This window comes from Bacillus inaquosorum KCTC 13429 (assembly GCF_000332645.1).
In the GTDB taxonomy this organism is placed as follows: Bacteria; Bacillota; Bacilli; order Bacillales; family Bacillaceae; genus Bacillus; species Bacillus inaquosorum.
The window spans coordinates 49871-72612 of record NZ_AMXN01000004.1 but is presented as its reverse complement, the minus strand read 5'-3'; the positions used below and the strand labels follow the sequence as shown (position 1 = coordinate 72612).

Annotated in this window: 18 protein-coding genes; 15 read left to right on the top strand and 3 right to left on the bottom strand. The window is 42.2% G+C overall.

What is annotated here, in order from left to right; translation table 11 throughout:
• Window positions 1-91: 91 nt before the first annotated feature.
• The 3 genes from ykvU to pfeT all read left to right on the top strand — a co-directional run bounded on the left by ykvU (window position 92) and on the right by pfeT (window position 4128).
• Window positions 92-1429, top strand: a complete 1338-nt coding sequence (ykvU, locus tag BSI_RS10360) for a sporulation protein YkvU (protein ID WP_003238969.1) — start codon at window positions 92-94, stop codon at window positions 1427-1429.
• A gap of 50 nt (window positions 1430-1479) precedes the next feature.
• Window positions 1480-1977, top strand: a complete 498-nt coding sequence (gene stoA, locus BSI_RS10365) for an endospore biogenesis thiol-disulfide oxidoreductase StoA (protein ID WP_003238968.1) — start codon at window positions 1480-1482, stop codon at window positions 1975-1977.
• Between the two features lie 237 nt (window positions 1978-2214).
• Complete coding sequence (gene pfeT, locus BSI_RS10370; RefSeq protein WP_003238966.1) at window positions 2215-4128, top strand: metal-transporting ATPase PfeT; 1914 nt, start codon at window positions 2215-2217, stop codon at window positions 4126-4128.
• A gap of 37 nt (window positions 4129-4165) precedes the next feature.
• On the opposite strand, the gene BSI_RS10375 is transcribed toward pfeT, so the two are convergent.
• Window positions 4166-4369, bottom strand: coding sequence for a hypothetical protein (locus BSI_RS10375; RefSeq protein WP_003238964.1), 204 nt, complete (start codon window positions 4367-4369; stop codon window positions 4166-4168).
• A 164-nt stretch (window positions 4370-4533) separates the two neighbouring features.
• Here BSI_RS10375 and papB point away from each other — a divergent pair, with 164 nt between their 5' ends.
• The 8 genes from papB (at window position 4534) to splB (ending at window position 13645) form a co-directional block, all read left to right on the top strand.
• Window positions 4534-5628 (top strand): aminopeptidase PapB, encoded by a 1095-nt coding sequence (papB, locus tag BSI_RS10380; protein ID WP_003238963.1) that lies wholly within the window; start codon window positions 4534-4536, stop codon window positions 5626-5628.
• Window positions 5629-5909: 281 nt separating this feature from the next.
• Entirely contained in the window at window positions 5910-6875 is a 966-nt protein-coding gene (locus BSI_RS10390) for a LacI family DNA-binding transcriptional regulator (protein ID WP_003238962.1), read from the top strand.
• Window positions 6876-6959: 84 nt separating this feature from the next.
• Window positions 6960-7805 (top strand): glucose PTS transporter transcription antiterminator GlcT, encoded by an 846-nt coding sequence (gene glcT, locus BSI_RS10395; RefSeq protein WP_003238961.1) that lies wholly within the window; start codon window positions 6960-6962, stop codon window positions 7803-7805.
• Between the two features lie 228 nt (window positions 7806-8033).
• Window positions 8034-10133, top strand: a complete 2100-nt coding sequence (gene ptsG, locus BSI_RS10400; protein WP_003238960.1) for a PTS glucose transporter subunit IIABC — start codon at window positions 8034-8036, stop codon at window positions 10131-10133.
• A gap of 97 nt (window positions 10134-10230) precedes the next feature.
• Window positions 10231-10497: a phosphocarrier protein HPr gene (locus tag BSI_RS10405; RefSeq protein WP_003218637.1), complete on the top strand. Its 267-nt coding sequence runs from the start codon at window positions 10231-10233 to the stop codon at window positions 10495-10497.
• The gene (ptsP, locus tag BSI_RS10410) at window positions 10497-12209 is read left to right on the top strand and encodes a phosphoenolpyruvate--protein phosphotransferase (RefSeq protein WP_003238959.1); all 1713 of its coding nucleotides are present in this window, start codon (window positions 10497-10499) and stop codon (window positions 12207-12209) included. Before BSI_RS10405 ends, ptsP begins: the two co-directional genes overlap by 1 nt.
• Window positions 12210-12299: 90 nt before the next feature.
• Window positions 12300-12539: a splAB operon transcriptional regulator SplA gene (splA, locus tag BSI_RS10415; protein WP_003218644.1), complete on the top strand. Its 240-nt coding sequence runs from the start codon at window positions 12300-12302 to the stop codon at window positions 12537-12539.
• A gap of 77 nt (window positions 12540-12616) precedes the next feature.
• Window positions 12617-13645 (top strand): spore photoproduct lyase, encoded by a 1029-nt coding sequence (gene splB, locus BSI_RS10420; RefSeq protein WP_003238958.1) that lies wholly within the window; start codon window positions 12617-12619, stop codon window positions 13643-13645.
• Here the strand turns inward: splB and BSI_RS10425 are convergent.
• Window positions 13638-14339 carry a GNAT family N-acetyltransferase gene (locus BSI_RS10425; RefSeq protein WP_003238957.1) on the bottom strand — a complete coding sequence of 234 codons (702 nt, stop codon included), beginning with the start codon at window positions 14337-14339 and terminating at the stop codon, window positions 13638-13640. The genes splB and BSI_RS10425 overlap by 8 nt on opposite strands.
• 133 nt (window positions 14340-14472) lie before the next feature.
• Between BSI_RS10425 and mcpC the strand changes: the two genes are divergently transcribed.
• The 3 genes from mcpC (at window position 14473) to BSI_RS10440 (ending at window position 18937) form a co-directional block, all read left to right on the top strand.
• Window positions 14473-16440 carry a methyl-accepting chemotaxis protein McpC gene (mcpC, locus tag BSI_RS10430; RefSeq protein ID WP_003238956.1) on the top strand — a complete coding sequence of 656 codons (1968 nt, stop codon included), beginning with the start codon at window positions 14473-14475 and terminating at the stop codon, window positions 16438-16440.
• Window positions 16441-16588: 148 nt separating this feature from the next.
• Entirely contained in the window at window positions 16589-17455 is an 867-nt protein-coding gene (locus BSI_RS10435; RefSeq protein WP_003238955.1) for an NAD(P)-dependent oxidoreductase, read from the top strand.
• A 591-nt stretch (window positions 17456-18046) separates the two neighbouring features.
• Window positions 18047-18937 (top strand): Vgb family protein, encoded by an 891-nt coding sequence (locus tag BSI_RS10440; protein ID WP_003238953.1) that lies wholly within the window; start codon window positions 18047-18049, stop codon window positions 18935-18937.
• Between the two features lie 522 nt (window positions 18938-19459).
• On the opposite strand, the gene BSI_RS10445 is transcribed toward BSI_RS10440, so the two are convergent.
• On the bottom strand, window positions 19460-20266 hold the full coding sequence (locus BSI_RS10445; RefSeq protein ID WP_003238951.1) for a CAP domain-containing protein: 807 nt from the start codon (window positions 20264-20266) through the stop codon (window positions 19460-19462).
• Window positions 20267-20604: 338 nt separating this feature from the next.
• On the opposite strand from BSI_RS10445, the gene BSI_RS10450 reads away from it, so the two are divergent.
• Window positions 20605-22725, top strand: a complete 2121-nt coding sequence (locus tag BSI_RS10450) for a peptidoglycan D,D-transpeptidase FtsI family protein (protein WP_003238949.1) — start codon at window positions 20605-20607, stop codon at window positions 22723-22725.
• The last annotated feature ends 17 nt before the right edge of the window (window positions 22726-22742 follow it).

Here is a 22742-nt window from a genome sequence, read left to right as displayed (position 1 = left end):
TGTGCTTTTTTTCATATAAAGAGTAAAAATAAAATAATTTTTGAACTTGTCTCATATGATGTTGGTAGTACAAGAGACAAGGGGAGACATCATGAATCGATTTGTGAAAGGGATCATTCTTTTATCCATTGCCGCCTTTTTCGCTGAATGCCTTGAATTTGTGGTGAATATGATTTTGGCACGGGAACTTGGCGAGCACGGGATGGGGCTTTACATGAGTATTTTGCCCACGATCTTTTTAATTATTGTCATCGCAAGCCTGGAACTGCCGATCTCGATTTCTAAATTCATTGCTGAATCAAATCCTAAGCTTCATGAAAGCATGCTGAGGCACGCTTTCAGAATGACAGCCATATTTACAGCATTTTCTACTGCCGCCGCCAGCATCGCGCTTCCGTTTATTCCGGTATTTGATACATACCACCCGTTTATTAAAGGGATTGTCATCGGCTTAATTCCTGTTGTGGCCTTTACTTCAATCGCCAGGGGCTACTTTATGGGTGTGCAAAAAATGGGGAAGATCGCAATCGCCAATGTGCTGAAAAAAATCATCCAGCTCTTGTGCTTATTCCTCTTTTTTCAATGGTACTCATTTGAATTGGACATGGCTGTGCTGATTTCCTTGTTTGTCCTAGTCGTGAGTGATGTGGTCGTGCTTGTTTATTTATATTCACAATTTATCATGGCGAGGCGGGCTATGTCCGGCCAGCAGCACATTCATTTGCGCGGAAAGGATGTAAGAAAAAGACTGCTTGCCGTTTCAATTCCTACAACAGGACTGCGCATTTTTCATGCCGTTGTCAACGCTATAGAACCCTTTTTAGTAAAAGGAGCGCTTTTGGCAGCGGGCGTTGCCGGAACAGCAGCGATCGATCAATACGGAATGCTGGCCGGAGTGGCTGTGACGATAGGATCGTTTCCTGCTTTCATTGCCCACTCGCTAATGGTTGTCATGATTCCGAGTATTTCTGAAGCCTATGCGCTCTCACAATATGACATCGTATTAAAAAGGCTGAAGCAGTCGATTTTCATTACATTTGGTTACGGTATACCGGCTGTTTGGATTATGTTCCAGTTTGCGGAGCCTCTGACCCACCTGTTTTTTCACTCTCCTGAAGCGCAGTATTACTTGCAGCTGTTATGGCCTTACTTTCTCTTTCATCTGTTTGTCATGCCGCTGCAGGCGTGTTTAATCGGGATGGGGTTTGTGAAAGAAGCGTTTTATCACAACGTGTGGAGCCATATCGTTGCCCTAAGTATGATGTATGTGCTGGGATCAATGGAGAATCTGCAAATGCTCGGGATCATCCTGGGGATGAACACCGGCATGATTTTGCTGACGAGTCTTCACTATACACAGATTTGCAAAGCGCTGGGGGTATCAGTTTTCCTTACGGGAGGAAACAGAACGCCGCGAATTGAAGGATGATAAAGAAAAAGCAGGGGCAAGCTAATTGAAAAGCATGAAAGGAAGATTCCATGTTGACGAAGCGCTTGCTTACTGTATGCCTTATGTTATTGGGGATGATTGCATGGTCTCCTGATGTGGCAGCTGCTGACGATAAACAGCCTGCCGTTCCCGCTGTTTTTCTTATGAAAACGATAGAAGGGGAGGATATCTCGATCCCGAATAAAGGGCAAAAAACCATCCTGCATTTTTGGACATCATGGTGTCCGCCCTGCAAAAAAGAGCTTCCGCAATTTCAATCATTTTATGATGCCCGTCAATCTGAGAACGTAAAGCTGGTAACGGTGAATTTAGTGAACTCGGAACAAAATCAGCAAGCCGTTGAAGACTTTATTAAAGCAAACAAGCTGACGTTTCCGATTGTTCTTGACTCAAAAGGGGAATTGATGAAGGAGTATCGCATCATCACGATCCCAACCTCGTTTTTATTGAATGAAAAGGGAGAAATTGAAAAAACAAAAATAGGTCCGATGACGGCGGAACAACTGAAAGAATGGACGGAAGAATAAGCTGAAAGCGTAGCCTTTCAGCTTTTTTGTCATATAATGAAAGGTGAACAGATATTAATGATAATTATTATCAAAAAGAAATTAAAATAATTATAATTGAAATTTTCTTCCCGCATGCTATAATTAAGGAAGACATCAAGAAATAACAACGATGAAGCTGCCTTTTGGGCGGCGATTTTGTTTTTTATAAGGGAAATGAAGATGATTTACGTTCTCAATTAGAGGGGAGAATTAAATATGAATGAACAAGTTATCGTTCAACACGATCCGCATAAGCCATTAAAAACAGAACAGAAAGATAAAAACTGGGTACAGCATGCTGAGCTTATCGCAGCACTGGTGTCAGGCGCTCTTATTTTGGCAGGCTGGCTCTTATCCGGACATCAAGTAATATCAGTAACGCTTTACTTGCTGGCTTTTGTGATAGGCGGATTCGCTAAAGCAAAGGAAGGAATCGAAGAAACGCTCGAATCCAAAACGCTGAATGTAGAACTTTTAATGATTTTCGCTGCTATCGGCTCCGCCTTGATCGGATACTGGGCGGAGGGTGCTATTTTAATATTTATTTTTTCTTTAAGCGGCGCTTTAGAAACATACACGATGAATAAAAGCAGCAGAGATTTAACATCTTTAATGCAGCTTGAGCCTGAAGAGGCAACACTGTTGGTTAATGGCGAAACCAAAAGAGTTCCGGTTTCGGACTTGCAGGCCGGTGATATGATTGTGATCAAACCTGGAGAACGCATAGCGGCAGACGGTGTCATTGAATCGGGCTCAACAAGCCTTGACGAGTCAGCATTAACAGGTGAATCAATGCCTGTAGAAAAAAACACCGGCGACGCTGTATTTACGGGAACTGTGAATCGCAACGGCTCCTTGACCGTTCGTGTCACGAAAGCAAATGAAGATTCGTTATTCAGAAAAATTATCAAACTGGTTGAATCTGCGCAAAGCAGTGTTTCACCCGCGCAGGCTTTCATTGAACGATTTGAAAACGCTTATGTAAAAGGTGTGCTGATTGCGGTGGGGCTCTTGTTATTCGTGCCGCACTTTGCGCTAGGCTGGAGCTGGAGTGAAACCTTCTACCGCGCAATGGTGTTTATGGTTGTCGCTTCACCTTGTGCGCTTGTCGCTTCTATTATGCCCGCGGCGCTTTCCTTGATTTCGAATGGCGCCCGCAACGGTATGCTTGTAAAAGGTAGCGTCTTTCTTGAACAGCTCGGTTCTGTGCAAATGATTGCCTTTGATAAAACGGGCACTGTAACAAAAGGCCAGCCTGCCGTCGAGACTGTCAGAATCGCAGAAGGATTCAGTGAAACGGAGGTTCTTGAGGCTGTCTACGCCATCGAAACGCAATCAAGCCATCCGCTCGCTCAAGCTATAACGTCGTACGCTGTAAGCCGCGGCGTGAATCAGTCCGGCTACATATCTATAGAAGAAACATCAGGATTTGGCGTTATGGCAGAAGTCTCTGGCGCGAAATGGAAGATTGGTAAAGCAGGTTTTATCGGCGAGGAAATGGCAGAACAATTTATAAAACAAACAGAATCAGATGTCATTCAAAGCGGCCATACGATTGTATTTGTGAAAAAGGATGATCAAATAGCAGGCTGTATCGCACTGAAAGATCAAATCAGGCCCGAAGCAAAAGAGGTCATGGAAGAATTGAACCGGCTTGGGATTAAAACGGCCATGCTGACAGGAGATCATAAGGACACGGCTCAAGCGATAGCGAAGGAAGCCGGAATGACAACTGTTGCGGCAGAATGCCTGCCTGACCAAAAAGTGAATGAAATCAAACGGTTAAAAGAAGAATTCGGAACGATTGCAATGGTCGGTGACGGAATCAATGATGCACCGGCACTTAAAGCGGCGGATGTCGGCATTGCAATGGGCGGCGGAACAGATGTCGCTCTTGAGACCGCTGATATGGTACTCATGCAAAACGATTTGAAAAAACTCGTAAACATGTGCCGCTTGTCTCGGAAAATGAACAGGATTGTCAAACAAAATATCGTGTTCTCTCTAGCTGTGATCTGCCTGCTGATTTGTGCAAACTTTTTGCAGGTGATGGAATTGCCATTTGGCGTGATCGGTCATGAAGGAAGTACGATCTTGGTAATATTAAACGGGTTAAGGCTTTTAAAATAAAACCAGCAGTCCAATCGGACTGCTGGTTTTTTATGTATCAAGCTTTCTCTTCTTTTTTGTCTTTATCGGATCTTTTTGTAACCATGATGAGAGCGAGGCTGCAGCAAAGGAAGCCCGCTGCACAACCGATGATAGAGCTGTAATAATAAAATCCGACCATCTTCATACCGATAAAAGGAGCGGAAATTCCCAAAATCGTTAAGAGCATAACTGCTTTTCGCCTGAAAAAATTCATCAGCAAACGGAACAACTCCCTGCGATTGAACTCTACTGTCAGTATACAGGATGGGGGGCAGGAAATAAAATGAATCTGAAAATGAAGGCGCCGCGAAAGGCAAACACCTGTAAAACCTGTTACAATGGAAGACAGAACAATGCATTGCAAATGGCAGGGAGGAACAAGAAGTGAATAGAATACAACGCGTCTCTTCATGGCTGAAGGAAGCGGGGCATACTGCCGCATTTATTCATACGAAAGAAAATGTTTTTTACTTAACCGGTTTTTACACAGAGCCGCATGAAAGATTAATGGGTTTATTTATTTTTCAAGAAGAGGAGCCTTTCTTTGTTTGTCCTGGAATGGAAGCAGGTCAGGCACGCAGCGCAGGCTGGAATCATGAAATCATTGGCTATGCGGATCACGAAAATCCGTGGGAGCTGATAGAGAAAGCCTTGAAAAAGCGAAATATCAGCATACATACACTCGCGGTAGAAAAAGATTCGATCTCACTATCACGCGCAGAACAGCTGAAGCATTCAGTGGGCGGGGCTCAATTTGTTTCAGCAGAAGAAACACTCAATCAATTTCGCCTGATTAAAGACGACAATGAAATTCGTTTGCTGAAAGAGGCGGCAAAACTTGCTGATTTTGGTGTTGAAGTCGGCACAGCCGCTTTGCGTGAAGGCATCAGTGAAGTGGAAGTGCTCGCTCAAATCGAGTATGAGCTGAAGAAAAAAGGAATTCAGGGCATGTCTTTCTCCACAATGGTTCTATTCGGAGAAAAATCAGGCCAGCCTCATGGAAATCCAGGGACAGCCACATTGAAGAAAGGTGATTTCGTTTTATTTGATCTCGGTGTTATTCTTGACGGCTACTGCTCTGATATTACAAGAACGTTTGCATACAAGACCATCAATCCGAAGCAAGAGGAGATTTATGAGACCGTTCTTCAAGCGGAAAAAGCTGCGATTGAGGCAAGCAAACCCGGTGTCAGAATCGGAGATCTGGATTTAACTGCCCGCGGGATCATTGAAAAAGCGGGATACGGAGATTATTTTCCTCACCGGCTGGGACACGGACTCGGGATTTCCGTCCATGAGTACCCGTCTATGAGCCAAGCCAACGATACACTGCTGCAGGAAGGCATGGTCTACACGATCGAACCGGGTATTTATGTGCCTGAGATCGGCGGCGTGCGCATTGAGGATGACGTTCATGTAACAAAGGACGGAGCGGTTGCTCTGACCCAATATCCGAAGGAATTAATCATACTGCCGTAACAGGAAATAAAAAAGGACTTTGTTCTCGACATCGTCCTTTTTTATCTGCATTAAATAAAAAAATCATCAAATGTTCGAAAGGGTTTAATTTCATGTTTTTGGTTGAGAGGTTTTACAGCAAGACAGCTGCCGCCGAGAACAGTCAGACATAATCCAATTAAAATGAAGAAACCCATGTGATCTTCTCCTTTCAGCTAAAAACACAAAATATGTCTGGTACGCTCATATCATATTGTATGAAACGCATTCCAGATCAAGGGAATTTAGAAAGAAGGGAATCTATGGCTAATATTAAAGACATTGCAGAAAAAGCCGGTGTCTCCGTTACAACGGTTTCCCGAGTCATAAACAATCATCCTTACGTCAGCGAAGACAAAAGAAATAGAGTGCTCGAGGCAATGGAAGCATTAGAGTACACGAGAAATATCCACGCTGTTCATTTGTCGAAAGGATTTTCAAACATGATTGGTGTTGTCTTGCCGACGATTAATCTGCCTTATTTTGCAGAGCTGATCGCAGGTATAGCTGACGCAGCCGCGGAATCCGGGATTCACCTCTCTTTATTCCAAACAAACTATGATGTGCAAAAAGAAATCTTTGCGCTGTCCCAATTAAAGCAGCGTCAGGTTGACGGGTTGATTTTTTGCTCAAAGGCGCTTGCTGATGAAAAACTCATGGAATGGGAGGGCCCGATATTGCTTTGCCAGAATTCAGATATCAGCCGTTTTCCAACCATCAGCATTCCTCACCAACAAGCATTCCGGAAAGGCTTGGACTATTTAATTGCCAAAGGGCACACAAAAATAGCCATCTGTTTGGCAAGAAAAAAGGGCATGAACAGCCATTTCCGAATCAAGGCCTATAAAGAAGCATTGGAAGAGATCGGAGAAGCATTTCGTGAAGACTGGGTGATCGAGAAAGCGATTACAATCAATGATGGCAAGGCGCTTTTTCATAAGTGGCAAAAGTGGAAGGAAAAGCCGACAGCTATTTTTGTTGCCAATGATCAAGTGTCAGCAGGGCTTTTACTTGAAGCAAGAGCCCAGCGGGTATCGGTACCGGATGAGCTTGCAATCTTAAGCGTTGATAACCATGAAATCAGCCAATCGCTTGGTATCACAACAATCGATATTCAGACAAAGGAAATGGGAAAGCAGGCATTTGCCATGCTGGAAAAAAGAATTCAAGGGCAGCCGATTGAAAGGAAAGTTCTGGATTACCGTCTCGTCGAAAGATCGACTGTTTAGTGAAAGCATCGAAAAAAGGTTTGACGTGCATTCCGTTCGTTATGTACGATATGAGGTATTGAATGACAAAAGGAGCTGAGGATCGTGAATGGGTCCTTCACAGTGAAAAAGGTACTGAATAATAACGTATTAATTGCTTCTCATCATAAATACAGCGAAGTCGTTTTAATCGGAAAAGGTATTGGTTTCGGAAAAAAACAAGATGATGTCATTGAAGATAAAGGCTACGATAAAATGTTCATTTTAAAGGACGAGAAGGAACAAAAGCAGTTTAAAAAGCTCCTTGACTATGTTGATGAAAAGCTCGTTGATATTTCAAACGATGTGATCTACCACATCAGTAATAGGACAAACCACTCATTAAATGAGCATATTCACATTGCGCTGACAGACCATATCGCATTTGCGATCAAAAGGCAGCAGCAGGGCTTTGATATGAAAAATCCATTTTTAATGGAGACTCAGTCGCTATATCCGGAGGAATACCAAATTGCCAAAGAAGTTATCGATATGATTAATGAAAAAGCGGGAATTTGCCTTCCGGAAGGAGAAATCGGTTTTATCGCCCTGCATATCCATTCAGCCCTGACAAACCGTCCGCTGTCTGAAGTCAATCAGCACTCGCAGCTGATGGCGCAGCTTGTTGAGGTGATTGAAGACTCATTTCAAATGAAAGTAAATAAGGAAAGTGTCCACTATTTGCGGCTGATCCGGCATATCAGATTTACAATAGAGAGAATCAAAAAAGAAGAACCGACTAAAGAACCAGAAAAATTAATGTTGTTATTGAAAAATGAATATCCACTATGCTACAATACAGCTTGGAAATTGATTAAAATCTTGCAGCAAACATTGAAGAAACCAGTTCATGAGGCGGAAGCGGTTTACCTAACGCTTCATCTGTACCGATTAACCAATAAAATTTCATAAATTCAGTTTATCCTTATAACGTGTTACTGATCCGATCAGGCATGAGTGATTGAGGGGAAAAAACGGGAAGTCTATTCTCGTTCTTTTGTGCACCCAATTTGCTCATGCCTTTTTTGTTGTGTAAAAGGGCAAATGTAAACGGTTAAACTGGAAGACTTACGCCTGTGAATTCGTTGTCATGATTTTTAGCTGTAAGGTCAGACTAGTAAAAAGAGGAGGTCAATTCTTATGTTTAAAGCATTATTCGGCGTTCTTCAAAAAATCGGGCGCGCGCTTATGCTTCCAGTTGCGATCCTACCGGCTGCGGGTATTTTGCTTGCGATCGGAAATGCAATGCAAAATAAGGACATGATTCAAGTCCTGCATTTCTTGAGCAATGACAATGTTCAGCTCGTAGCAGGTGTTATGGAAAGCGCTGGGCAGATTGTTTTCGATAACCTTCCGCTTCTTTTCGCAGTAGGTGTAGCCATCGGGCTTGCCAACGGTGATGGAGTTGCAGGGATTGCAGCGATTATCGGTTATCTGGTGATGAACGTGTCTATGAGTGCGGTTCTTCTTGCAAACGGAACCATTCCTTCCGATTCAATCGAAAGAGCCAAGTTCTTCACGGAAAACCATCCCGCATATGTAAACATGCTTGGTATACCTACCTTGGCGACAGGCGTGTTCGGCGGTATTATCGTCGGTGTGTTAGCTGCATTATTGTTCAACAAATTTTACACAATTGAACTGCCGCAATATCTTGGTTTCTTTGCGGGTAAACGTTTTGTTCCAATTGTTACGTCAATTTCTGCACTGATTCTGGGTCTTATTATGTTAGTGATCTGGCCTCCGATCCAGCATGGATTGAATGCCTTTTCAACAGGATTAGTGGAAGCGAATCCAACCCTTGCTGCATTTATCTTCGGGGTGATTGAACGTTCGCTTATCCCATTCGGTTTGCACCACATTTTCTATTCGCCGTTCTGGTATGAATTCTTCAGCTATAAGAGTGCAGCAGGGGAAATCATCCGCGGGGATCAGCGTATCTTTATGGCGCAGATTAAAGACGGCGTACAGTTAACAGCAGGTACGTTTATGACAGGTAAATATCCATTTATGATGTTTGGTCTGCCTGCCGCGGCGCTTGCCATTTATCATGAAGCAAAACCGCAAAACAAAAAACTCGTTGCAGGTATTATGGGTTCAGCGGCCTTGACATCCTTCTTAACAGGGATCACAGAGCCCTTGGAATTCTCATTCTTATTCGTTGCCCCTATCCTGTTTGCGATTCACTGTGTGTTTGCGGGACTTTCATTCATGGTCATGCAGCTGTTGAATGTTAAGATTGGTATGACATTCTCCGGCGGTTTAATTGACTACTTCCTATTCGGTATTTTGCCGAACCGGACGGCATGGTGGCTTGTGATTCCTGTCGGCTTAGGGCTGGCGGTCATTTACTACTTCGGATTCCGATTTGCCATCCGCAAATTTAATTTGAAAACACCTGGACGCGAGGATGCTACGGAAGAAACAGCAGCATCTGGGAAAACTGGTGAAGCAGGAGATCTTCCTTATGAGATCCTTCAGGCAATGGGTGACCAGGAAAACATCAAACACCTTGATGCTTGTATCACTCGTCTGCGTGTGACTGTAAACGATCAGAAAAAGGTTGATAAAGACCGTCTGAAACAGCTTGGGGCATCCGGGGTACTGGAAGTCGGCAACAACATTCAGGCTATTTTCGGACCGCGTTCTGACGGTTTAAAAACACAAATGCAAGACATCATTGCGGGACGCAAACCAAGACCTGAACCGAAAACATCTGCTCAAGAGGAAGTAGGTCAGCAGGTTGAGGAGGTCATTGCAGAACCGCTGCAAAATGAAATCGGCGAGGAAGTTTTCGTTTCTCCGATTACCGGTGAAATTCACCCGATTACTGATGTTCCTGACCAAGTTTTCTCAGGAAAAATGATGGGTGACGGTTTTGCGATTCTCCCTTCTGAAGGTATTGTCGTATCACCGGTTAGAGGAAAAATTCTAAATGTGTTCCCGACGAAACATGCAATCGGCCTGCAATCAGACGGCGGAAGAGAAATTTTGATCCACTTTGGTATTGATACGGTCAGCCTGAAGGGCGAAGGATTTACGTCTTTCGTATCAGAAGGAGACCGCGTTGAACCTGGACAAAAACTTCTTGAAGTTGATCTGGACGCAGTCAAACCGAATGTACCGTCTCTCATGACACCGATTGTGTTTACGAACCTTGCTGAGGGAGAAACAGTCAGCATTAAAGCAAGCGGCTCAGTTAACAGAGAGCAAGAAGACATTGTGAAGATTGAAAAATAAGGGTGTTAGTACGCTGTGCTTGTCAGATGACAAGTACGGCTGTATGATATAATATTGTGAAGTAATATAGCTTTAAGTTAAAAGGAGAATGATAAAAATGGCACAAAAAACATTTAAAGTAACTGCAGATTCTGGAATCCACGCTCGTCCTGCGACAGTTCTTGTACAAACTGCAAGCAAATACGACGCTGACGTTAATTTAGAATATAACGGCAAAACAGTTAACCTTAAATCTATCATGGGTGTTATGTCTCTAGGTATTGCTAAAGGCGCTGAGATCACAATCTCTGCTACTGGCGCTGACGAAAACGATGCTCTTAACGCTCTAGAAGAAACAATGAAAAGCGAAGGACTCGGCGAGTAATGCAAGAATTAAAAGGGATTGGCGCTTCAGCCGGCATCGCGATTGCCAAAGCGTACCGGCTTGAAGAGCCAGATTTAACGGTTGAAAAGAAAAACATCTCTGATTCTGAAGCGGAAGTAAGCCGTTTTGATAAAGCGATTGCACGTTCAAAAGAAGAGCTCGAAAAAATCAAAGAGCACGCTTTAAAAGAACTTGGTCAGGATAAAGCTGATATTTTTTCTGCTCACCTTTTAGTTCTCAGTGATCCTGAGCTTCTAAACCCTGTGAAAGAAAAAATCAGCACTGATTCAGTGAACGCTGAATTCGCTTTAAAAGAAACGTCTTCTATGTTCGTTTCCATGTTTGAATCAATGGACAACGAATATATGAAAGAGCGTGCGGCAGATATCCGCGATGTAACAAAACGCGTAACCGGCCACCTGCTTGGCGTCGAAATTCCAAACCCAAGCATGATCTCAGAAGAGGTTATTATTATAGCTGAAGACTTAACACCGTCTGATACAGCTCAATTAAACCGTGAGTTCGTAAAAGGATTCACAACTGATATCGGCGGACGCACATCTCACTCTGCCATCATGGCGCGTTCTCTTGAGATTCCTGCAGTTGTTGGTACGAAAGCGGCTACAGGCACGATCCAAAACGGCGTGACTGTTATCGTTGACGGTATTAATGGCGATGTCATTATCGATCCTTCTGCAGAAACTGTAAAAGAGTATGAAGAAAAACATAACGCTTATTTGGCTCAAAAAGCTGAGTGGGCGAAGCTGGTCAATGAACCGACTGTCTCAAAAGACGGTCATCATGTAGAGCTTGCAGCGAATATCGGTACTCCTGATGATGTGAAAGGCGTTCTTGAAAACGGCGGAGAAGCAGTTGGCCTTTACCGTACAGAATTCCTTTACATGGGAAGAGATCAGCTGCCTACAGAAGATGAGCAGTTTGATGCTTACAAAACGGTTCTTGAGCGTATGGAAGGAAAATCAGTTGTCGTACGGACACTTGATATCGGCGGAGACAAAGAGCTTCCTTACCTGCAGCTTCCTAAAGAAATGAACCCGTTCTTGGGATACAGAGCGATTCGTCTTTGCCTTGAAGAGCAAGAAATCTTCAGAACACAGCTTCGCGCACTGCTTCGTGCAAGTACATACGGAAACCTGAAAATCATGTTCCCTATGATTGCGACAGTTAACGAATTCAAAGAAGCAAAAGCGATCCTTCTTGAAGAGAAAGAAAAGCTTGTAAAAGCGGGACAGGCTGTATCTGACGATATTGAAGTCGGTATGATGGTTGAAATTCCGTCAACTGCAGTCATCGCTGATCAGTTTGCTAAAGAAGTTGATTTCTTCAGTATTGGAACAAATGATTTGATCCAATACACGATGGCAGCTGACCGTATGAATGAACGTGTATCTTACCTGTATCAGCCATACAACCCGGCAATCCTTCGCTTAATTACACTCGTAATTGAAGCAGCACACAAAGAAGGAAAATGGGTTGGCATGTGCGGAGAAATGGCAGGAGACGAGATTGCGATTCCGATCCTTCTCGGCTTAGGCTTAGATGAGTTCTCAATGAGTGCAACGTCTATCCTTCCGGCAAGAACACAAATCAGCAAATTGTCTAAACAAGAAGCTGAGTCATTCAAAGAGAAAATTTTATCTATGAGCACGACAGAAGAAGTTGTCGCGTTCGTAAAAGAAACATTCAAGTAATGTACAAAAACCAGACGGCCTCCGGCCTGTCTGGTTTTTTTCATAAGTAAGGGTATAGGAGGGCACAATAACATGGCTAGGAGGGATAGTATGTCAAACCAATTTAACGCAGGAGATACAGTTTACGTGATCTACAGAAATCCGCACGCCGCCAATGTTGCCCACATAAAGGAAGCTGAAATTGTGCACCACCCATACCATGAAGGTGAGCTTTCCCTGTTTATTTATGAAACCTATCATCCGTTTGCAGAGGACGATGCTGTGTTTGCAAGCTATGAAGAAGCTAAATCACTTTACAAAGAACTATTTGATATCGATCCGTATGAGTAACAAGGAAATCATTACAACTCATATCCTTTCCGCCTTATGAGAAAAGTAACGTTAGTAAAGGAAAAGGATGTGGCATCATGCAGAACCCATTTGTTCCGCAGCTTGTGTATATAGAACCGAGAGCGCTGGAATATCCGCTGGCTCAAGAATTACAAGATAAATTTGAAAAAATGGGCATTGAAATCAGAGAAACGACATCCCACAATCAGGTGCGTAATATTCCTGGAAAAAATCATCTTCAGCAGTATCGTAATGCGAAGTCAACTTTAGTTATCGGTGTCAGGAAAACATTAAAGTTTGATTCTTCTAAACCCTCGGCTGAATATGCCATTCCGTTTGCAACAGGCTGCATGGGGCACTGCCATTACTGCTACCTGCAAACAACCATGGGATCAAAGCCGTATATCAGAACCTATGTAAACGTCGAAGAGATATTGGACCAGGCAGATAAGTATATGAAGGAGCGCGCACCAGAGTTCACAAGGTTCGAAGCTTCATGTACGTCAGACATTGTAGGAATCGATCATCTGACACACACGCTGAAGCGCGCCATTGAACATTTTGGACAAAGTGAGCTCGGAAAGCTCAGATTTGTAACGAAATTTCATCATGTCGATCACCTACTAGATGCAAAGCATAACGGGAAAACGAGATTCAGATTCAGCATTAATGCCGACTACGTGATTAAAAATTTTGAGCCGGGAACCTCACCTCTTGATAAGCGGATAGAAGCGGCGGTAAAAGTTGCAAAAGCAGGGTATCCGCTAGGCTTTATTGTTGCGCCGATTTATATTCATGAAGGCTGGGAAGAAGGATACAAACATCTGTTTGAAAAACTTGATGCCGCTTTGCCGCAAGATGTCAGACATGATATTACTTTTGAATTAATTCAGCACCGTTTTACAAAACCGGCGAAACGAGTCATTGAGAAGAATTATCCAAAGACGAAGCTCGAATTAGATGAAGAAAAGCGGCGTTATAAATGGGGCCGTTACGGGATCGGAAAATATATTTATCAGAAAGATGAAGAGCATGCACTTCGGGAAGCGCTTGAATCCTATATTGATACTTATTTCCCAAATGCGAAAATCGAATATTTCACTTAAAGGGCTGTTGTGACGAACAGCTCGCTTTTTTATAAAAAGGATTTTTCCATTCCATCAAAACGCCGAAATTCAATGATTCTTCATCCTCTAAATAATTGCTGACTACACGAATCGGAGAACGGCCGCAATGCAGGAGAAAGGACAGCACAGGGTCTTTTTTCCTGCCCTCCATCACATCTTCAACGTATTGTACAGCGCTGATCTCGTCTGCGTATTTATGATAAAAAGGAATGCGCCCGCCGCCGAGCAGGCGCTCCAGCCGCTTGTCAACAGTCAGCTCATACATCGTGTTCATCAACCATTTTCCGATTCCAAGCTTTCGATAATGAGGAGAAACGGAAATATCCACTACATATAAAGTATTTCCATGAGGATCATGATTATTAATAGATCCGTTGTCTGTTGCCTGCGCCCATGTATGGTCAGGAGACTCTGGCTTAAAATGTACGATAAGGGCAGTCATAGAACCAACTATTCTGCCATTGACCAGCGCGCATAAAGCCCCTTCCGGAAAGGTTTTGATATGGCTTGCAAGCTGTTCCTCTGACCACAGCAATTCCTGAGAAAACGGAGGGGGGAAACATTCTCTTTGAAGTGAGATCAGCCCCTTTATGTCAGCCTCTGAATAGTTTCGAATGGTCAGAGCCTCAAATTTTCTGCCGGTGTGCACGTACATTTGTTTTAGTATGATCATCGCCCTCCTTATGTGTTTTATTATAAATAAGATTGAATTTTTAGTAAATATATTCCGGTTTTCATATAATTTATTTTTTTATTATTCATTTTTCAAATGAAAGGGCCGATATAGAAATTAGGAGGGGATTGGTTTGTTTAAAAAACTTCACATGAAGATTGCTGTTTTTGTTTCGATCATGTTAATCGTCACAGTTGTTCTTTTAATGCTGTCTTCTTATCTGACGCTAAAACCAATGATTACAGAGGATGGGAAAAATACAACTCAAAACGTGACACAGTCACTTGAACAAAATATTGAATTGCAATTAAAGAGTTATGCCATTTCGTTAACAAGATTGGCTAATGGAGAATTAACTCATACATTTGTCACGAAATCAAGTAAAGAAGCTTCTCGGCTGTTTAATGATGACATTAAACAAATCAAAGATAACGATGATTATGTTGCGATGGCTTACATAGGCACCGCAAAAAAAGAAATGTTTACATATCCGAAAGCCGACTTTGCTGATGATTATGACCCGACATCAAGACCATGGTATAAGCTTGCAGCTGAAACTCCGGATCAAGTCGTTTGGACGGAACCCTATAAAGATGTCGTGACAGGAGACATGATTGTCACTGCATCGAAAGCGGTACTTGACGGGCAGAAAGTGATAGGGGTTGCCAGCTACGATTTGAAACTTTCTGCTATCCAGAGCATGGTCAATAAGCAAAAGGTGCCTTACAATGGATTTGCCTTTTTAGCTGATGCAAGCGGCAATCTTTTAGCCCACCCGTCAAACCAAGGAAAAAATATATCAAAGGATCAATCATTGAAAACCATTGCATCTGAGAAAAAAGGGATACAGGATGAAAATGGGAAAATGGTTGTGTACCAAACGATTGGTGAAACGGGCTGGAAAGTCGGAACACAATTTGATACTGATAAATTAATGTGGATTTCAGATAAAATGAATCGGGCGAACCTTTGGATATCACTGATCGCGCTTGTCGCAACGATAATTCTCAGCTATTTCCTGGCCAAAACGATAACCGGCCCGATACAGCAGCTGATCGCAAAAACGAAGGCAGTCTCCGAAGGCGATTTAACCGTTCATGCTGAATCAAAATCCAAGGATGAAGTCGGTATTTTAACAAGAGACTTTAACCAAATGGTTGAAAATATGAAGGAAATGGTTGAACAAGTAAGACTCTCTTCAGGGAAAGTATCTGATACCTCTGAGCAATTAACGGCTGTCTCTGCGGAAACAAATGAAACAAGCGGACAAATTGCAAAAGCAATTGAAGAAGTAGCCGCAGGAGCATCAGAACAGGCTTCTGAAGTTGAGACCATTAATGAAAAATCAGAAAGCCTGTCAACTAAAATCAGACAAATCGCTGAGGAGGCGGGCGGAATTAAAGAGCGCTCAAAATCATCTGAGGATGCAAGCTATAAAGGACTTGACGCGCTCGGCCAGCTATTGATGAAGTCAAACGAAGCCAACATGGAAACAAAAAAGGTTGAAACGATGCTGCTTGATCTGGAAAATCAAACAAAGAATATTGAAGAGGTCGTTACAGCCATTTCGAATATTTCTGACCAGACCAACTTGCTTGCCTTAAATGCCAGCATTGAGGCAGCCAGAGCCGGAGAAAGCGGACGCGGCTTTGCCGTTGTAGCCGATGAAGTGCGGAAGCTTGCTGAGCAATCAGCACTTTCTACAAAGCATATCAGCGAGACTGTGAAGCTTATCCAGCTTGAGACAAAAGAGGCCTCTCACGCAATGGTTGAGGCAAGCAGAATGAATGATGAACAAAACAGTGCCATTCATGAGACTGGAGAGGTATTAAACACGATAACCGCAGAAATGCAATCGCTGGTACAAGGCATTGATCACATTTACGAAGAAATTCAAAGAATGAGTGATGAACAGCTCGCAATTTCTGAAGCGATTCAAAGCATATCAGCCATATCACAGGAATCGGCCGCTGCAGCAGAGGAAGTGAACGCATCAACCGATGAACAGCTGATTACCCTTGATAAAGTCAAACACTCAACGGAAACGTTAAAACATGCAAGCCAAGAGCTTATGAACACAATTCAGAAATTCAAATTGTAATCCAATCAAATCCCCAAAACATGATATGTTTTGGGGATTTTTCATTTTAAGAGTCTACTATATGATGAATAGATATGGTAGTCTAGAAAATGAAGGAAAAATGATAAATTTTAACTAAAATCAAACAAAGCATCTGGGAGGAATGACCTTGAAAAAAACAATTGGTTTTATCGGTCTTGGAGTGATGGGAAAAAGCATGGCATCACATATTCTGAAAGACGGCCATCCTGTATTGGTGTACACCCGGACAAAAGAAAAAGCAGACAGCATACTTGAAAAAGGCGCGGTATGGAAAGAAACGGTCAAAGATCTTTCAAAAGAAGCGGATGTTATCATTACAATGGTCGGCTATCCCAGTGATGTTGAAGAAGTGTATTTCGGAAGCAGCGGAATTATTGAAAATGCAAAAGAAGGCGCATATCTCATTGATATGACGACATCTAAACCTTCGCTTGCGAAGAAGATTGCTGAAGCGGCCAAAGAAAAAGCATTGTTCGCTTTAGATGCCCCTGTTTCCGGCGGAGATATCGGTGCACAAAACGGAACTCTCGCGATTATGGTCGGCGGAGAAAAAGAAGCATTTGAAGCCTGCCTGCCGATTTTCTCTTTAATGGGAGAAAACATTCAGTATCAAGGACCGGCTGGAAGCGGCCAGCATACCAAGATGTGTAATCAGATTGCAATCGCAGCTGGTATGATCGGTGTTGCTGAAGCGATGGCCTATGCTCAAAAATCAGGCCTGCAGCCGGAAAATGTCCTGAAAAGCATCACAACGGGCGCAGCCGGAAGCTGGTCATTGTCAAATCTTGCTCCCCGTATGCTTCAAGGCAACTTTGAACCAGGTTTTTATGTGAAACATTTTATTAAAGATATGGGAATTGCGCTTGAGGAAGCGGAATTAATGGGGGAAGAAATGCCAGGCTTGTCGCTTGCGAAATCCTTATATGACAAGCTCGCTGCACAAGGCGAAGAAAACAGCGGAACACAAAGTATATATAAGCTATGGGTGAAATAAAAAAGATTGCATGCCTTCAGGCTGTGAGCCTTATTTGATATTCGTTCTGAGAAGGATTTATCCTTCTCTTTTTTAATTCAATCGTGTTTTTACTCTTTTTACAACTTAAGGCATACGATTTACAATGCTGCTGTCACTGATCCGCATTATTTTATTTTTGTTCGAAAAGCACACTTCTTTCGATCATGCGCCTTTTTTTGGGGGAGAAAAATATCATCATCTCCTGCATACATTGTTTTTTTATTTTTAGCAGTTGACAAAACTAAGACAGTATTTTACTGTTGCCTTAACATAAAACGGAAGGGTGAAAATAAGAACATGATTCTATAACCCTAGCTTTAAGAAAGAATCAATAGCTTAACCTATACATTTAACTTCAGTACTATTTTTCCGATGATCTGAATGCTTATTTGTTTTGTTTATTGATTCATTTTCTGAGATAGGATTATGGGGTAATGTTCTTTATTTATACTGACTAAAGCGGCTTTGAAGTGAAGCCTATTTAGGTATGAATGTAAGCATTGCCTCCTATCTCAGAAAAGTGAGTATAGGAGGCTTTTTTTGTAGATTATTATTGATGGGGGAATTGATATGAAGTTTGAACAGCAAGAAATAAATATTCTTCATTCTGATTCAGGTCCCTATGGGATAGCAGTTTCACACGAAGGAATGGTATGGTTTACTCAACATAAGGCAAACAAGATTAGTTGTATTGATAAGAAGGGACAAATTCAAGAGTATACTGTTCCGACACCTGATGCTGGAGTCATGTGTTTAGCGATGTCTTCAAAAGGAGATATTTGGTTTACAGAAAATAGAGCTAATAAGATAGGAAAACTGACAACAAAAGGGCAATTCATAGAATATCCTTTGCCACATCCAAATTCAGCCCCATATGGGATTACGGAAGGTCCAAACGGCGATATCTGGTTTACTGAGATGAATGGAAATCGTATAGGTAAATTGACATCAGAGGGCAAGATTCATGAATACGAACTGCTTAATGAAGGATCATACCCTTCTTTTATTACGTTGGGTTCGGATCAGTCACTTTGGTTCACTGAAAACCAGAACAATGCTATCGGCAAAATAACCGAATCAGGAGAGTTAACGGAATATCCAATTCCTACACCAGCATCAGGACCAATAGGGATTACAAAGGGGCATGACGATGCGCTTTGGTTTGTAGAAATCATGGGTAATAAGGTAGGTAAGATTACGGTTTCTGGTGAAATAACTGAATATGACATCCCTACACCAAATGCACGTCCCCACGCTATCGCTGCAGGAGTGAAATCTGATTTATGGTTTACCGAATGGGGGGCAAATAAAATAGGAAGGCTGACAAGTGATCAAACAATTGAAGAATATACAATCAACACACCTAATGCTGAACCTCATGGCATTGGATGCGATAATGATGGAATAGTGTGGTTTGCCTTAGAATGTAACAAATTAGGAAAACTAAAGTTAACAAAATAATGAAAAAGGAGCTATCCTTTGCTCCTTAGGCTGTCGCCGTCGCTTTCGAATCTTGTTACTTAACGACCCCAATCTCTAAAGGATTATCTGACTGTGATATCTTTGGTGAAAACACTTATAGGCGCTATCATCCTGCCCTGAAGTTTGTTTCCACAATGGAAATTTCATTACGACAGTAAAAAAGACAGGTGCATTTGTCTGAACCAGCACATTTACGCATTCAACAACTGACCGCAAAGGCCATCATGTAAATCACCCCGCATGTATGGAGACAAAATCGTTTGTCTGTTTCAGGGAAAACGGAATGTGAGCGAACAAGTTCTCCTCGCAGCCGCGCACCCGAATATGAAGAAGATTGCCATACACCTAGCCAAGCAGGGTCAGATATGTAGGTGCTTTTTTTCTGTTTCTAGAAACAGATCAATTGGTGTATGAAAATGTATAAATCAAAAAAAGCTTGCAGAAAAAACATGGTTTTTTCTACAAGCTGAAGATTACCTGTATCGTACAGGATATTTTTTATTATTTTCCGATGAATTGCTGTGTCCAGATGCTTCCAGACTCAACGTAGCCTACACCGATGTGAGTAAAGTTAGGGTTTAGAATGTTTTTTCTGTGTCCTTCACTGTTCATCCAAGCTTTTACTACTTCTTCTGGTGTCTTTTGGCCCTTAGCAATGTTTTCACCTGCTGTTTTGTAGCTGATTCCGAAAGATTTCATCATATCAAACGGTGAGCCGTAAGTTGGGCTTTGGTGATCAAAGTAGTTTTTGTCCTTCATGTCCTGAGATTTTGCGCGTGCAGATTTGCTTAACGTTTCATCAATTTGAAGCGGTTTTAAGCCTTGTTTTTGTCTTTCTGCATTTGTAAGCTCAACAACTTTTTTCTCATATGCGCTTACAGATGAAGGCGCAGATGTAGTTGTGTTTGTTTTTTCAGCTTCAGGTGCTTTAGAAGCAGTGTTTTGTTCAGTAGCAGCTGGTGCTTTAGAAGCAGTGTTTTTTTCAGCAGCTGCTTTTTCAGCAGACTTTTGCGCAGGTTTTGCAGTTTCAGTCTTTTGAACATCCTGAATGTTCATGTTAGATTGCTTCGCATATTTTTGAAGAAGCTGCTTGATCTCTTTTTCGTTTGCAGCGTCTAATGTTTTGATATTTGTTTTCATATGCAGTTTTTTCACTGCATCGTTAAGGGGCATGTTTTGCACAGTGTTCCCCGTTTTTACTGTTACCACATGCTGGCAGGAGAGTTCTTTCGCTGATGCTTGCTGTACGCCCCCGAATGTGAATAATCCAACCGCAGCGGCAGCAGATAAAATAAATGCTTTCTTCATTAGTTCATAACCTCCTAGAGTTGTTTGTTTCTACAAAAAAAATCATAACATAGCTTTTTTGTCATAAAGTATCCATCACTTTCCTTTGACAATGAGAGATTGTCATTTTCGTAACCAATATGCGCTGAACCGCTGAGAAGAAGGGAATCAGCTGCATTTCATAATATTATCGTACAGTTACATAGCTTCCTTTTATTTGAATCGTTAGTTATATTTTAATGTGTTTTTATATTGACAGCTTTTTTTATCCCTTTTTGCTGTAACAACTGTTACAAAGGTGTTACAATTAATCTCAGTATATGTAAATATATTGAATGATTTGAGAGGGGTAACCAGAAGTGACTGAAATAGGGCGTGAACCAAAGAAAAAGCGCAAAGGAAACCGGGCAATTAGAATGAACTTTTTTTTCCTTGCTGTCTTTGTTCTATTCACTGCATTAATCTTTAAGCTTGGCGTTGTTCAAATTGTTGAAGGCGAACAGCATGAAGAAGACGCTGAGAAAGCAAATGCAAAAACAGCGTACTATCCGGCGCCGCGAGGGAAGATGTACGACAGAAACCAGAAAGTAGCTGTCGATAACCAGAGCGTGCCTGAAATTGTATATGTTTCAACATTGAGCACAAAAACAGAAGATAAAATCAAAACAGCGAAGCGGCTTGCTGCTTTCATTCATATTGATACTGAATTTTTGAAGGAAAGAGATTTGCGTGATTACTGGATTGCATCTCATCCGAAAAAAGCTGCCGCTCTGCTAAAGGAATCGGAAAGCAACCTGAAAGGGGACCAGGCTTACAAGCTCCAGGTTGAGCGTGTTCCGGATGAAGAATTGAAGGCTATTCAGCAAGATGACGAAGAAATGGAAACCGCTGCGATATATACAAGGTTTTCAAGTGGAAATGCTTACGAACCTCAAATTGTAAAAGCGATGAATCCAAATGAAAGCAATAGCAATGGAAAAAACGGGACGCTGCTTGATGAGAAGAAAAGCTCCACGCAACGGCCAAAAAATGACTTAACATATGATGAAATTTCAATTGTTTCTGAGCATTTAGAGGAGCTTCCTGGAATCGATATCGTCAACGATTGGACACGAAAATATCCTTATGACAAAACCCTCTATTCCGTGTTCGGGGGCGTCACGACACCTGATCAGGGCCTGCTGAGCGACCGGAAAGATTTCTACTTAACTAGAGGCTATGCGAATAATGACAGGGTGGGAAAAAGTTATTTAGAGTATCAATATGAGGACTACTTAAATTCGCATAAAGAAAAAGTGCAATACGTAGTAGACAATAAAGGAAATGTCGTCAGCCAAAAAACCATTGACAAAGGCAGCAGGGGATACGATCTTCAGCTTTCTTTCGACATGGAGCTCCAAGCAAAAGTGGAAAAGATCATTGAAGAAGAAGTGAGAAACAGCCGTGCACGTGGGAACTATATGCTTGACAGAGCCTTTGTCGTGATGATGGACCCGAATAACGGCGATATTTTATCGATGGCGGGAAAAAAGATAGATTTAGAAACAAACAAAATTCAAGATTATGCGATAGGCGCATTTACGACCCAATATGAAATGGGTTCGGCAGTGAAGGGTGCCACCGTACTTGCCGGCTATCAGGACGGGATTCCGCATTATAAATATTTTGTGGATACACCTCTTTATTTTGCAGGAAACGGTAACAAGCCTAAGAAGTCCTATATGAATATGGGAACTATTAACGAATTAACCGCACTGCAAAAAAGCTCAAACGTATACATGTTTAATGTCGCCATGCATATTGCCGGTGTTACATACAAGCCGCATGGACCTCTTCCCGCTGACCAGAAGGATTTGAACAAAATGAGAAATTACTACAGCCAATTTGGCCTGGGTGTAAAGACAGGTATTGATCTTCCGCAGGAATCAGCCGGCATGCAAACTACACCTGATGCGGTGGGGGGGTTAATTTTAGACTTGGCCATTGGACAATACGATACATATACCCCCCTTCAAATGGCGCAGTACATCTCTTCCATTGCCAATGGGGGCTACCGTATTCAGCCAAGAATTGTTACAAGTGTTCATGAGCCCAGCAATAAAGAGGGCCTTGGGAAGACCATTGAACAAAGAAAGCCAAACATTCTCAATAAAATTAACAACTCAGAAAGTGACATCCAGCAAGTAAAGACCGGAATGAAGCTCGTTACAACCTCAGGGACAGCTAAAAATACGTTTACAGAAGATGTATCAGGGAAAACGGGAACAGCGGAAACATTTTACTACGGCACGAATCGCAACTGGTGGGGGAAAAAAACATACAATCTGACTTTTGTCGGCTATTACCCGTCGAAAAATCCAAAAGTGGCTTTTAGTGTTGTTGTTCCATCAGTAGATGATGATGATAAGATCAATAAAATTATTGCCAAAAGAGCTATACACGCCTACGCAGAGCTCGAAAAGAAACATAGCAAAAAATAAAAAAGAGGGTGCACATC